General features: G+C 56.1%; 11 protein-coding genes and 3 tRNA genes. All 14 read left to right on the top strand.

All coding sequences use genetic code 11. The features are described 5' to 3' along the window. Positions 1-3 precede the first annotated feature (3 nt). Positions 4-2,892, top strand: coding sequence for an ABC transporter permease (locus E5161_RS05450; protein WP_136776699.1), 2,889 nt, complete (start codon positions 4-6; stop codon positions 2,890-2,892). A gap of 3 nt (positions 2,893-2,895) precedes the next feature. Next, positions 2,896-3,786, top strand: a complete 891-nt coding sequence (locus E5161_RS05445) for an ABC transporter ATP-binding protein (protein ID WP_136776698.1) — start codon at positions 2,896-2,898, stop codon at positions 3,784-3,786. Continuing rightward, positions 3,783-5,336, top strand: a complete 1,554-nt coding sequence (locus E5161_RS05440) for an extracellular solute-binding protein (RefSeq protein WP_246042107.1) — start codon at positions 3,783-3,785, stop codon at positions 5,334-5,336. Before E5161_RS05445 ends, E5161_RS05440 begins: the two co-directional genes overlap by 4 nt. Before the next feature lie 120 nt (positions 5,337-5,456). Then, entirely contained in the window at positions 5,457-5,621 is a 165-nt protein-coding gene (locus tag E5161_RS20690) for a hypothetical protein (RefSeq protein WP_169306578.1), read from the top strand. Between the two features lie 86 nt (positions 5,622-5,707). Then, complete coding sequence (locus tag E5161_RS05435) at positions 5,708-5,890, top strand: YycC family protein (protein WP_136776697.1); 183 nt, start codon at positions 5,708-5,710, stop codon at positions 5,888-5,890. A gap of 61 nt (positions 5,891-5,951) precedes the next feature. Next, a tRNA-Met gene (locus tag E5161_RS05430) sits at positions 5,952-6,028 on the top strand. Between the two features lie 23 nt (positions 6,029-6,051). Beyond that, positions 6,052-6,128: transfer RNA gene (locus E5161_RS05425), tRNA-Ile, on the top strand. 133 nt (positions 6,129-6,261) lie between these two features. Beyond that, positions 6,262-6,350, top strand: a tRNA-Leu gene (locus E5161_RS05420). 337 nt (positions 6,351-6,687) lie between these two features. Beyond that, positions 6,688-7,689 (top strand): LacI family DNA-binding transcriptional regulator, encoded by a 1,002-nt coding sequence (locus E5161_RS05415; protein ID WP_136776696.1) that lies wholly within the window; start codon positions 6,688-6,690, stop codon positions 7,687-7,689. 61 nt (positions 7,690-7,750) lie between these two features. Beyond that, positions 7,751-8,674, top strand: coding sequence for a ribokinase (gene rbsK / locus E5161_RS05410; RefSeq protein WP_136776695.1), 924 nt, complete (start codon positions 7,751-7,753; stop codon positions 8,672-8,674). Positions 8,675-8,710: 36 nt separating this feature from the next. Further along, the gene (locus E5161_RS05405) at positions 8,711-9,781 is read left to right on the top strand and encodes a BMP family lipoprotein (protein WP_136776694.1); all 1,071 of its coding nucleotides are present in this window, start codon (positions 8,711-8,713) and stop codon (positions 9,779-9,781) included. A 59-nt stretch (positions 9,782-9,840) separates the two neighbouring features. Next, positions 9,841-11,394 carry an ABC transporter ATP-binding protein gene (locus E5161_RS05400; RefSeq protein ID WP_136776693.1) on the top strand — a complete coding sequence of 518 codons (1,554 nt, stop codon included), beginning with the start codon at positions 9,841-9,843 and terminating at the stop codon, positions 11,392-11,394. After that, the gene (locus E5161_RS05395) at positions 11,391-12,449 is read left to right on the top strand and encodes an ABC transporter permease (RefSeq protein WP_136776692.1); all 1,059 of its coding nucleotides are present in this window, start codon (positions 11,391-11,393) and stop codon (positions 12,447-12,449) included. Before E5161_RS05400 ends, E5161_RS05395 begins: the two co-directional genes overlap by 4 nt. After that, entirely contained in the window at positions 12,450-13,385 is a 936-nt protein-coding gene (locus E5161_RS05390; RefSeq protein ID WP_136776691.1) for an ABC transporter permease, read from the top strand. It begins immediately after the preceding gene. Positions 13,386-13,397 lie beyond the last annotated feature (12 nt).

Genomic DNA, 13,397 nt, shown 5'->3' with positions numbered 1-13,397 from the left:
ACAATGAATGCGCTGATCCGGTTTCTTTTCCGCAAAATGTGGAATACCCGCTGGCTGACGCTCAGCACGCTGGCGGGACTGCTTGTGGCGGTCGCGTTCACCACGAGCATACCGATTTACGCCGACGGCGCGCTTAAGCGGGTAGTCGCCAAATCTCTGCAAGACAACAGTCAAGGCTTGCCGGCCGGCGCGATGCTTATCCGCTATCAGTCCGCAAGCGGGAAGACGGATTGGAACGGTTTTCGAGACGTGGATCAATACATTCAGACGGATGTTCCCCGTAACGTGAGGTTCCCGGCCGAAGCCGCCCAGCGAAGCCTGACGATTCGTATGACGGAAGTGATGCCGGAGGATCCGGCGAAGGTCGACGCCAGCCGCACCCGCAAAATGCAATTGGCCGCCTTCAGCGGTTTGAAGGAACAGGCGGAACAGGCGGGCGGCGTGTGGTATCCGGATCAAGCGGAACCGGACGGTACGCTGAAAGCCGTCATGATGGAAGAAGCGATGTTCCGCAACGATTTGCACGTCGGAGACGTGCTGCTGTACCCGCTGTTCGGCGGTTCGAACGAAACGCTTCGGGTGCAGATCGTCGGATCGTTCAAGCCGAAAAACCCGGCAAGCCCCTATTGGTACCAAGGCTTGGACCCGCTCATGAACACGCTGTTTATCGCGGATTCCGTGCTGGTCGACGACCTCGGAGTGAAACGCAAAATTCCGCTGCTCAGGGCCGACTGGTACACGGCGTATGACCTGAGAGAAATCAAGACGAGCCAGCTTTCGCCGCTGGCTGGCGTGCTCAGCCGAATCGACATCGAAGTCTATAAGCGGCTGAACGATACGCGGTTGGAAATCTCGTTCGCCGATATGCTTTCGGAGTTCCGGAGGAGCAGCCTCCAATTGCAGACTTTGCTGTTCACTCTGGCGGCGCCGATGATCGCGATGGTGTTTTACTTTATTATGATGAACTCCCGGCAAGCGCTGGAGAAGCAGCGCTCGGACATCGCGGTGCTGCGGAGCAGAGGGGCGAGCACCCGGCAAATATTCGTGCTGTTCCTGCTCGAAGGCGTTCTGCTCGGCGGTGCAGCCCTTTTGACCGGGCCGTTCCTCGGATGGTTTATGGCCAAGAGCATCGGCTCGGCCAACGGTTTTCTCGAATTCGTCAACCGCAAAGCGATTCCCGTCGGCTTCTCGACAGACGGAGCCTTGGCGGGATTGGCGGCTGTCGTGGTCGCCATTCTGGCTGCCGTAATCCCGGCGCTCGTATTCACCCGCACATCCATCGTCGATTACAAGCGGAAAATGGCGCGGACGGAGAAAAGCCCGTTTTGGCAAAAATGGTTCCTCGATGTGGCGCTCCTTGGTGTGGCAGCTTACGGCTGGTATTTGTTCAACGAACGCCAAATGGTGTCCTTCAAAACCGGCATGACGACGGATCAATTGAATGTGCAGCCGTTCCTGTTCTTCGTGCCGGCGCTGACGATATTTGCGGCGGGACTTGTGTTCCTCCGGTTGTTCCCGCTGCTGCTCAAGCTCGTGAACGCGATAGGGAAAAAGTTTTTGCCCGTTCCGGTCTACTTGACCGTCACGCAGTTGTCCCGTTCGGCCAACTCGTACTATCCGCTCATGATTTTGCTCATCTTGACGCTTGGCCTCGGAGTATACAACTCCTCGGCTGCCCGAACGATCGGCCTCAATTCGGAAGAACGGATTCTCTACAAATTCGGCTCCGACGTCGTGGTGAAGACGGTGTGGGAAGGCCAAATGGAAGTGAAATCGGCCGGGCAGCCGCAAAACGGAGGCGGAGGCGGGAGCGGAGGTTCCGGCAGCGGCAACGGAGGCGGTGGAGGGAATCCGGGAGGCGGAGGACAGCAAAGCCGCCCGCCCACCGGCACGATGCATTACAGCGAACCGCCGTTCGAGGTGTTCCGCACGCTGCCGGGCGTCAAACACGCGGCCCGTGTGCTCCAAGCGAAGACGAGCTTGGTCGTTTCGGGCAAGACGGCGGGGCAAGGCATTGTGATGGGCATGGACAACGCGGATTTCGCCAGGGTCGCCTGGCTTCGCAAAGACATGTATCCGGCGAGCCCGTACAAGTATTTGGCGTGGCTCGGACAAGTGCCGGAGGGCGCTTTGATCTCCTCCAATATCGCCAAAAAATTCGATTTGAAGCCGGGCGATAAAGTCGAGGCTGCGCTTCAGGACCAATCACTCGAATTCGTCATCATCGGCATATTGCCGTACTGGCCGAGCCAATATCCCGACCAGTCGCCGTTCCTGATCGCCAATCTCGATTACATTTACGATCAAGTGCCGCTCATTCCTTATGACGTTTGGCTCAAGATGGAGCCGGAGGCGAAGACGGCGCCGATCATCCCGGTGCTGCAGAGCAAGGGCGTCGAAATCGCCGAAATCGCCGATATGAGAAGCGAGCTCATTACGCAGAGCAAACATCCGGCACGGGGCGGCGTATTCGGCATCCTGAGCCTCGGTTTCCTCGTGACGGTGATCGTCTCTCTGTCCGGTTACGTGTTGTATTGGTTTTTCAATTTGTCCGGGCGGATCGTGCAGATCGGGATCTTGCGGGCCATGGGGCTTTCCCGAAAGCAATTGACCGGCATGCTGCTGCTCGAGCAAATATTTACCGCGGGACTCTCGATTGCGCTCGGTATCATGATCGGGAAAATCACCAGCTTGTTATTTTTGCCGTTCCTCCAGACCACCGACAATACGAGCCGGCAGGTTCCGCCGTTCCACGTGGTATTCTCGGCGATCGATACGATTCGTCTATACAGCGTAGTCGGCGTGATGATGGCGATCGGCGCCGGCCTGCTGGTCGGCCATATTCGCAGACTCCGCGTGCATCAGGCCGTGAAGCTGGGAGAGGAGCGATAAACCGTGATCGATTGCGAAGGACTCGTGAAAATTTACAAGACCGACGATCTCGAGGTGGTGGCGCTCCAAGGTCTGAATCTCTCCGTGAAAGCCGGCGAAATGATGGCCATCATCGGCAACAGCGGCAGCGGCAAGTCGACTCTTCTGAATATATTAGGCGGACTCGACCGGCCTTCTGCGGGGCAAGTCACCGTCGGGCCGTGGAATCTGCTGAAGGCCAGCGATGAAGATCTGGTCAAGTACAAACGCGATACTGTCGGATTCATATGGCAAAACAACGCGCGAAACTTGCTGCCTTTTCTTACGGCGCTCGAAAACGTAGAAATGCCGATGATGTTCTCCGGCAAGCTGGACCGCCATTACGCCAAGCAGCTGCTCGAGTGGGTCGGCTTGAAAGATCGGATGCACAACAAGCTCCAGCAGTTGTCCGGCGGCGAACAGCAGCGGGTCGCCATCGCGATCTCGCTCGCCAACAAACCGCAGCTGCTGCTGGCCGACGAACCGACCGGTTCGGTCGATACCCGTACGTCGGATATGATCATGGACATTTTTCGAAAGTTTAATCGGGAATTGGGATTGACCATCGTCATCGTCACCCATGATTTGTCGCTCGCCGGCAAAGTCGACCGGGTCGTCGCGATCCGGGACGGATTGACCAGCACGGAATTCATCAAGCGCAATCCGAATCTGGACCTGTCCAAGCCGTTTGTGCAAGGGGAGTCATTGGAGGAGGTGCATGAAGCGTTCGTGGTCGTCGACCGGGTCGGCCGCTTGCAGGTTCCCAAAGAATATTTGCAGGCGCTGTCCATCGCCGACAAGGCAAGCATGGAGATTGATGGAGACAAAATTATTATTCGCGCACCGAAATTATTGGAGGGGGAAAAAACCGAATGAACAAACCCAAGAATGGGATCCACCGTTGGATGCTGATTGGCCTTGCCTTATCCCTGCTGTTCCCGCTGCTGGCAGCATGCAGTACCAAAAAAGATCTCAACGATCCGGCCAACCGCCGCACGTTGAAAATTGGCACCCTGTACGGCAGCAAACAAGATGAAACGTGGTTCCGGCAGCAATTTACCGACATGTTCGAACTGACGCATGAAGGGATCGATATCGAAGTTGTGCCTGCAATTGATTGGAGTGAGCAGCAATTCGAACCGCAGGACAAGAACGGCCGCCAGAAGCAGCCCGATCCGCTGGAGAAAGCAAAAGCGATCATGACCGGGTCCAATCCGGTGGACGTGATGATTTTCGACATGAACATGCTGTCTACGTTCGCGAACGAGAATCTGCTGAAGCCGCTCGACCCGATGCTGAAGGAAGACAAAATCGATACGGCGGAATTCGTTCCCTCCGTCATCGACGCGATCCGGGATGCGGGAAACAACAACATTTACGCGCTCACGCCGACCTTCATGCCGACCGCGCTCTATTACAATAAGAAGATTTTTCAAGATACTGGGGTTACGCTTCCCGCGGACGGGATGACTTGGGACGATGTTTTCAACAAGGCGAAGCAGTTGACCAAAGGCAGCGGCAAAGACGCCATTTTCGGGTTTTCTTTTAACCAATGGGGAGGTTCGGGCGAAAATTTCTGGGATATTCAAAACTATGTCGCCCCGCTGGAACTGAAAATTTTCGATGATAAAGCCGAAAAAATGCTCGTGAACAGTCCGCAATGGGAAAAAGCCTGGAGCACGATTTATGACTTGTATAAAGCGCATGTGTTCCCGCGGCAACAAGATATGAACGTGGATCAGCCGATGACCGACCGTGCTCAGTACAACCCGTTCCAAGGGCAGCTGTTCCTGAACGGCCGTGTTGCGATGACGCTTGGAGATTACGGCATGATTAATCAGATTCAGCAGTTCAACGACAACGCCGACAAGCTGAAGATGAAAAAGCTGGACTGGGATGTGGTGACGATGCCCGTGCACGCAACCGTTCCGGGCGTCGGCGGCAGCTACTCGTTCAACTCGCTGGCCGGAATCAATTCGAAAGCGCAAAATCAGGATGACGCTTGGGAATTCGTGAAATTTATGAACGGCAAAGAATGGGCGAAATTCAAGTCCCGCAGCACCTATGAAATGCCGTCCCGGACCGAATTCATCAAGGAGAGGGAAGGTATGCACTACAATGTGAAGGCCTTCACTCAGCTGAAACCGGCTCCGTGGATGGGCAGCTCTCTGAATGATCAGAAGCTGTACCGTGAAAGACCGAACTTGAACATGATGCAGCAGCTCGTGAATAACGCCTATATGTCCGTTTTCCAAGGCCAGAAGTCGGTGAAACAAGCGCTTCAGGATTTGGAGACGAAGGGCAACGACGTGCTGCAAAAAATCAAATTGAACCCGGACGGACCGCTGGAAGGCGTGTTCGACGACGTGTACGGTCCTGCCAAACCGATGGATAGCGTACAGGCAGAAGCTGTACCCGCAGGTTGAGTCCCCAACTGCGCAAGCGACGGAGAACATTCCGTCCTTGCGCGGTTTTTTGTTTGCCTGACGTTTCAAATCGTGCCGGAGGGCGTATTCTACAGATAAAGACTTTCCGGAGGGTAAGAAATGAGATGGGTCTATTGGCTGCGGCTGTACGACAGCAAGTTCCAAGCCGGCTGTCTCGTGCGGCGCATGGAGCATGACGGTTGGCTTTACGGGGTGGACTTGCCTCGGGAGATCGAAGTTTTCCGCTCTCGGCGCGGCCGGTACGGCGTGCGATATATTCCGTAATCGAGGTTTCCGCTCCTTGGCGATGCAGGCCGGCGTGTGGTAAGCTGTATATCGGCTCTACTGCGTTTGGAAGGAGGCGACTGCAGATGAATCGCTTGCCCATATCGGCGGAAACGGCTGTGAAGCTTGCCGCGTTCATGAAGGTGCCGTTGGAGCACTTGATGCATATGCCGCAGCATATTATGCTGCAGAAGCTGGCGGAGATGGCCAAAGCCGAATCCGAGAACCCGAAACCCGGTACAGCCGATGTTTCTAAGGAAAATCCTTGACAGCAGGCTCGTTCCTGGTGTATACTCATTTTTGTCGCTGTTGAAGCGCATATGATAATGACGCGGGGTGGAGCAGTCCGGTAGCTCGTCGGGCTCATAACCCGAAGGCCGCAGGTTCAAATCCTGCCCCCGCAACCAACCTTATCTCGGGACCGAGACGAGGGCCCTTAGCTCAGTTGGTCAGAGCTGTCGGCTCATAACCGATTGGTCGGGGGTTCGAGTCCCTCAGGGCCCACCAACCATGACCATTACGCGATACATAACCTAGGCAAGACCGGACACTGCCCTGAGCGGTGTTTTTCTCTTTTAGCATGCCTTTTTTTAGGGTTGCATAAACGTCGGAAGACGTGCTATATTAGGTTTTGTTCCATGCCGGGGTGGCGGAATTGGCAGACGCACAGGACTTAAAATCCTGGGGTGAGTGATCACCGTACGGGTTCGACCCCCGTCCTCGGCACCACATACATAAGCAACGACAATGGATGAATTGCCTTAAGCTCTCACAGGAATACGAATGTATATAGGAAATCCCTTTTTCGGAACTTGCTCCATCAAGCCGAAGAAGGGATTTTTTCGTTCGACATATTTCGAGATTATTCGACACATATTGACAAGCTCGTGCAATCGCGTTATGATAAAAACATCAACAATGTGTAAACGGTTACACATGAACGAAAAGGACCAGCCGGATGTGTGTTTCTTTCCGCATTCACAAGCTTGGTCCTTCCTAAATCCACCATGTGTAACCGGTTACACATTGGAATATCTGACCTTTTTTTCGGACATGGAGGTGCATATTGGCCACTATACGCGATGTTGCGAAGCTTGCGGGCGTTTCGATAGCGACCGTTTCCCGGTTGCTGAACAAGAGCGGTTACGTGAACGAAGAGACAAAGTTGAAGGTGGAGGCCGCGATTCGCAAGCTAAACTACGAGCCCAATACGATCGCGCGCGGTCTCGCCGGCAAGAAGACCGGTACGCTGGCGCTCGTGCTGCCGGACATTTCGAACCCCTTCTTTCCCGAACTGGCGAGAGCGGTCGAAGATGTGGCGCGCACGTACGGCTATACGGTTCTCCTCTGCAACTCCGACAATCAGCCGGATAAGGAGCGCGGGTACATGCAAGTGATGCGCCAAAGGTATGTGGACGGGATTCTGTTCGTCTCTCATACGCTGAACGCCCGCGATTTGGAATCGATGAGCGAAGCGAAAATCCCGATCGTCATGCTGGACCGCTCGCCCGCCAAAGTGATATGCCCGGTCGTCCGCTCCAAGAACGGCGAAGGCGCCCAGCTCGCCGTCCGCCACTTGCTGGAAGTCGGATGCCGGAAAATCGGCCACATCTACGGTCCGCAAGAAATGATTGTTGCGAAAGAGCGGGTCATGGGCTACGAGGAAGCGGTCAGATCGTTCCCATGGTACACGCCGACGATGATGGAGCCCGGTTATTTTACGATCGAAGGAGGAGCGGACGCGGTGGAGAAGCTGATGTCCAGACATCCGGACATCGACGGATTGTTTATCGGCAACGACTTGATGGCGCTGGGCGCGCTGAAAAAGCTGAAGATGCTCGGAGTTTCCGTTCCGGACCAAGTGGCGATATGCGGATTCGATGGTATCCAGATGGCGGCGCTTACGGAGCCGGAACTGACGACGATCGTCCAGCCCATTTACGACATCGGGATGATGGCGACTCGAATTTTGATTAAGAAAATTGAAGGGCTGATGGAAGAGCATCCTATATTTGAATTCGACGTCTCATTGGCAGCCAGAGGCACGACCCGTACGGGAAGGGGGTGAGGGGATCTGTCCGGACGCCGCCTGTCCTAGAGAAGCAAGAACGAGTGGGGGGGAAATACGCATGGGTTCAGATATTGTCGTCGTCGGAAGCTTGAACATGGATATGACCGTCAAGGTTGCCCGCAGGCCGAACCGGGGCGAGACGGTGTTCGGGAACAATTTTTTCATGAGTCCGGGCGGGAAAGGAGCCAATCAGGCTTACGCCGCCAGGAGGCTTGGCGCCTCCGTGTCGATGATCGGCCGAGTTGGCGCGGATGTATTCGGAGAGCAGCTTCGGAGCAATCTTCAACGGATAGGAGTTGATATGTCATCCGTTGAGGCGCTGCCCGGGCAGTCGTCGGGGATCGCCCTCATTTCCGTTGATCCGGAGGGGGACAACAGCATTATCGTCGCTCTCGGGGCTAACGAATCGATCACGACGGCGGACGTACGCCGATACGAAGCGCTGATACGTCAGGCCAAGCTGCTGATGGTGCAGTTGGAAATTCCGCTCGAGAGCGTTATGGAAGCGGTGGAGATCGCCCATCTTCACAAGGTGCCGGTACTGCTCGATCCCGCTCCCGCCCGGCCTTTGCCCGACGAACTGCTCAAAATGGTGGACTACATCGTCCCGAACGAGAGCGAGATCGCGGAGCTTACGGGCATTAAGGTGTTCGACGAACCGTCCGCTATTCGTGCGGCCGCTGTGTTGATGGGCAAAGGGGTAAAGAACGTGTTTTCCAAGCTCGGAGGCAAAGGCGTCGTCGTCGTCAAGCCGGATCAAACCTTCCATGTGGAGGGATACTCCGTCGAAGCCGTCGACACGACGGCGGCCGGCGATTCATTCGCAGGAGCGGTAGGTGCGGCGCTTGTCGCGGGGAAGGACGTCATCGAAGCGGCCCGGTTTGCCAACGCGGTGGGCGCGATTGCAGTTACCCGGGCGGGCGCGCAAGCTTCGATGCCCGAATTGGCGGAAGTCGAATCGTTCATGAAGCAACCGAAATAAAACCAGTTACGACCACATCTGAGAGGGGAAGTTCAAATGTACAAAGCAAAAGGTTGGGTCCTCAGTGTACTGCTTCTTTCCATCGTCCTGGTCCTTTCCGCGTGCGGAAAGGCCAATAATAATACTTCACCCGCCCCGGGAGGTTCCGCAAACGCGCCCGCCGGGAAAAAAATCAACGCGGTATTCTACGTGAACGGCACGCTCGGCGACAAAGGGTTCTTCGATTCCGCGCAGCGGGGCATGGTAAAGGCAGGGAAAGAGCTCGGCATCAACGTCAAATCCGTCGAAGGCGGCACGAACCAGGCCGACTGGGCGGCCGGACTGGAGTCGCTCGTCTCGAGCAAAAAATACGACGTTGTCGTAGTAGGCACGAGCCAAATGATCGATATCGTCAAAGATATCGCGGCCCGTTACCCGGACGAGAAGTTTATTTTCTTCGATGACGTCATCGAGGGCATGCCGAACGTTTACTCTATGCTGTACTCCCAAAGCGAAGGCTCCTTCCTGGCCGGGGCGTTCGCGGCGCTCGTCACGGAAAACACGGAACTGAAGGCGGCCAATCCGGACAAAGTGATCGGATTCGTCGGCGGCATGGACATTCCGATCATCAATGATTTCAAAGCGGGCTACGAGCAAGGGGCGCATTATATCGACCCCGGCGTCAAGGTCGTCGCCTCTTATATCGGCGATTTCGCCAATGCGCCGAAGGGCAAGGAACTGGCGCTCTCTCAATTCAATACGCAAAAGGCAGACATCGTCTACCAAGTAGCGGGCGGCGCCGGTCTGGGTGCGCTCGAAGCGAGCAAGAATGTCGGCAAATACTCGATCGGCGTCGATGGCAACCAGAACCCTCTGTACCCGGGCAACGTGCTGACTTCGATGGCGAAGAATATTGACGCATCCGTCGTCCGCGCGCTCGGCCTGTATCAGCAAGGCACATTGGCATTCGGCACGAATGAAGTGCTCGGACTGAAGGAAGGCGGCATCGGGCTTTCTAAGGACGATTTGTATGCCAAATATGTGCCGAAATCGATTCAGGACAAAATGACCGACATTGAGAACAAATTGGCAAGCGGCGAAATCCAAGTCAAATCGATTTTGAAATAACGAAGAATGGGGGTGAATCGATTTTCACCCCTCTCAATCTCCAGAATCGGGGTGGCAAGATGACCATTTTGCTGGAAATGAAGGACATTCATAAGGTGTATCCGAATGGGACTGCCGCCAACCGAGGGGTTGATCTCACCGTATACGAGGGAGAAATTCATGCGCTGGTCGGTGAGAACGGGGCCGGCAAGTCGACGTTGATGAAAATATTATTTGGCCTGGAAGCGCCGACAAGCGGAACGATCGAATATAAAGGCAAGCCGGTCTCGTTCAAGGGGCCGAAGGACGCGATCGAACAAGGGATGGGGATGGTGCACCAGCACTTCATGCTGGCGCCGTCGCTCTCCGTCTCGGAGAACATCGTTCTAGGCGAAGAACCAAAGAAAGGCCCGCTGTCCATGTTCCGGGACCGCGCCACAGAACGGCGGGGAATCGTCAAGCTCATCGAAACGTACGGATTGAAGGTCGATCCGGATGCGCGGGTGGAGACGATCCCGGTCGGGCAGAAACAGCGCGTCGAAATTTTGAAAGTGCTGTACCGCGGCGCCCGGCTCATCATTCTGGACGAGCCAACGGCCGTGCTGACGCCGCAGGAGACGGACGAGCTGTTCGCTTCCATCAAGGCGCTGGTCGGGCAGGGCTATACAATCATTTTCATTACGCATAAATTACGCGAAGTGATGGAAATCTCGAATCGGGTAACCGTCATTAAGGCGGGGAAGACGATCGCCACCTTGAACACGAAGGAGACGAATCCGGAACAAATCTCGAGGCTGATGGTCGGCCGCGAAGTGCTGTTCCGGGTGGAGAAGCAGCCCGCCGAGCCGAAGGAACCCGTGTTGTCGATCCGGGATCTCCATTCCGTCGACGACAAAGGCGCCCCTGCGCTTCGCGGAATATCTCTCGACATTCGGGCCGGAGAAGTCGTTGGAATCGCGGGTGTGGAAGGTAACGGTCAGACGGAGTTGGTCGAGGCGATCACGGGATTGCGCAGGGCAACATCCGGTTCGATCCGCTACCTTGACAAGGAATTGGTCGGCAAGAGCGTAGCCAATATCCGGGCGATGAAGATCGGCCATGTGCCGGAAGACCGGCAGACGACCGGGGCCAGCTTGACGTCCACGATTGCGGAAAATTTGATTCTCGACCATTATCGGAATCCGGAATTCAAGCGGGGACCATTTCTTAATAAAAAGAAAATTAAGCAATTCGCCAAAGTGATGATGGAGATTTTCGACGTGCGGGCGCAGAACGAAGAGGTGCTGGCCGGCTCACTGTCGGGCGGGAATTTGCAGAAGGTCGTCATCGCCCGCGAGCTCTCGAAAAATCCGAAGCTGCTGATCGCATCGCAGCCGACGCGGGGCGTCGATATCGGCGCGATCGAGTTCATTCACCGTGAAATCATCAAGAGGCGGGACGGCGGCGCGGCCGTGCTGCTCGTGTCGGCCGAGCTGTCTGAAGTGATGGCGCTGAGCGACCGGATCGCCGTTATTTATGAAGGCGAGATTGTCGCCGTGCTGGACAATACGCCCGAACTGACCGAGGAAAACATCGGGTATTATATGCTCGGATTGGGCAAAAAACATCGGGAAAAGGAGGGGGCGGCGCAATGAAAACGGAAAAAGCGATCTATTTGGAATTGGCCGGCATCGCGTTCGCGATCGTCATCGCCCTATTGTGCGGCTTCGCCGTCATCCTGGCGACAAGCGCGGAACCATTCACCGCCTTGTCCTCCTTGATCGTCGACCCGGTATCGAATCTGTTCAATATCGGCACCATCCTGAATAAGGCGGTTCCGCTCATCTTTACCGGCTTGTCGCTCGCCGTCGTTTTCCAGTCCGGCGTGTTCAGCATGGGCGCGGAAGGACAACTGTACGCCGGGGGGTTCCTGGGTGCACTCGTCGCCGTAAATATTCACGGGCTTCCGGCATGGATTCATTTTCCGCTCATTCTCGTCTGTGCGATGGCCGGAGGCGCGCTTTTCGCAGGCATTGCCGGATGGCTCAAGGCGTACTGGAACGCCAACGAAGTCGTGACGACGCTGATGCTCAACTTCGTTGCGATTCTGGCGACATCCTATTTCGTGAACAACGTGTTCAAAGATCCGGCAAGCGGCGGTTATGCGCGGATGCCGTATATCAGCCCCGATCTGCTGCTCAAGAAGCCGATTCCCGGCTTTCCGGCGCACACCGGGTTCGTGCTGGCGCTGCTCGCCGTCGTCGTTGTCTACTTGCTGCTGTATAAGACGAAGGTCGGCTACGAGCTGCGGCTCGTCGGCAAGAACAGCCGGTTCGCGGATTACGGCGGGATCCACACAAACCGGGTCATCATCTCGAGCATCATGATCGGCGGCGCGCTGGCCGGGCTGGCCGGCATCGTGGAAATATTGGGCGTCCACGGCACGTACAAGGACAACTTCTCGGCCGGACTCGGCTTTGATGGGATCATCATCGCGCTGCTCGCCCGCAACCATCCTGTCGGCGTTCTGATCGCGGCGCTGTTCTACGCTTATATCCAGGTCGGCGCGCAGACGATGCAGGTCGGAAGCGACATGCCGCGCGAAGTGGCCGTCATCATTCAGGTCATGCTCGTCCTGCTCGTCTCGTCGCAAGCGATATTCGCCTTTTTGAAGCAAAAATACGCCACCCGGCAAAAGGCGGTGAAATAAATGTGGCAAGCACTGTGGACCCAAATCGCGGACTTGACGTTAATCGTCGTGCTGCTGCGCCTCATGACGCCGATTCTGCTGTCCGCCCTGGGCGGGTTGATTTCCGATATCGCCGGCGTCATCAATATCGGGCTGGAGGGCCTGATGCTCCTCTCGGCGTTCACCTCGATCGCGGTCGGAGCGGCGACGGACAGCTGGGTGATCGGCACGATCGCCGGCGTTGCGGCTTCCGTCGCGATGTGCTACGTGATGGGTTTTTTCTCGATCAAGCTGAAGGTCGATATCATTATCGCAGGCTTCGCTGTCAACATTTTCGGATCCGGCTTTACGGTGTTCCTGATGAGCAAGATTTACGGCTTGACCGGCAACTACTCGCCTGAAAACTTGAACCCGATCCCGAACGTCGTCATTCCGGGCATTCAGGACATCCCGGTACTCGGCAAGCTGCTTAGCGGGCACAATCTGATGGTCTGGATTTCGCTGATTGCCGTCGTCTTCTGCTTCGTGCTGCTTTACCGTACGCCATACGGAGTACACTTGCGCTCCGTAGGGGAAGCACCAGCCGCGGCGAAATCGCTCGGGATTCCGGTAGGACGGGTCCAGTATTCGGCGCTCGCGTGGAGCGGGGTGTTCTCCGGCTTGGCCGGCGCGTACATGTCGATGGGCATGACCAGCATGTTCGTGAAGGACATGACGGCGGGCACCGGCTTCCTGGCCCTTGCCGTCGTGCTGCTCGGCAATCGGAACCCGGTCGGCATTTTCTTCGGTTCGCTCATCTTCGGACTCGCCAGCGCCGTGACGACGATCGTGCAGACGACGCCGGGCAGCCAGGTGCCGAGCCAGTTCATCCAGATGATCCCGTATGTCGTCACGATTGTCGCGCTCGTCATTTTCGCCGTCCGCAAAAAAAGAAAGCTGCTTACGCAAGCGTCCTAAAGGGAGGAACCG

The organism is Cohnella pontilimi (assembly GCF_005049045.1).
Lineage (GTDB): Bacteria > Bacillota > Bacilli > Paenibacillales > Paenibacillaceae > Cohnella > Cohnella pontilimi.
Note: the sequence above shows the minus strand (reverse complement) of the source record. Positions and strands in the feature narration are given on the sequence as shown.

What these genes read in the sequence shown, in the direction of transcription:
- E5161_RS05395 (WP_136776692.1), top strand. Translation starts at nt 11,391, where the DNA reads ATGAAAACGGAAAAAGCGATCTATTTGGAATTGGCCGGCATCGCGTTC.
- E5161_RS05405 (WP_136776694.1), top strand. Translation starts at nt 8,711, where the DNA reads ATGTACAAAGCAAAAGGTTGGGTCCTCAGTGTACTGCTTCTTTCCATC.
- E5161_RS05390 (WP_136776691.1), top strand. Translation starts at nt 12,450, where the DNA reads ATGTGGCAAGCACTGTGGACCCAAATCGCGGACTTGACGTTAATCGTC.
- rbsK (WP_136776695.1), top strand. Translation starts at nt 7,751, where the DNA reads ATGGGTTCAGATATTGTCGTCGTCGGAAGCTTGAACATGGATATGACC.
- E5161_RS20690 (WP_169306578.1), top strand. Translation starts at nt 5,457, where the DNA reads ATGAGATGGGTCTATTGGCTGCGGCTGTACGACAGCAAGTTCCAAGCC.
- E5161_RS05440 (WP_246042107.1), top strand. Translation starts at nt 3,783, where the DNA reads ATGAACAAACCCAAGAATGGGATCCACCGTTGGATGCTGATTGGCCTT.
- E5161_RS05400 (WP_136776693.1), top strand. Translation starts at nt 9,841, where the DNA reads ATGACCATTTTGCTGGAAATGAAGGACATTCATAAGGTGTATCCGAAT.
- E5161_RS05450 (WP_136776699.1), top strand. Translation starts at nt 4, where the DNA reads ATGAATGCGCTGATCCGGTTTCTTTTCCGCAAAATGTGGAATACCCGC.
- E5161_RS05435 (WP_136776697.1), top strand. Translation starts at nt 5,708, where the DNA reads ATGAATCGCTTGCCCATATCGGCGGAAACGGCTGTGAAGCTTGCCGCG.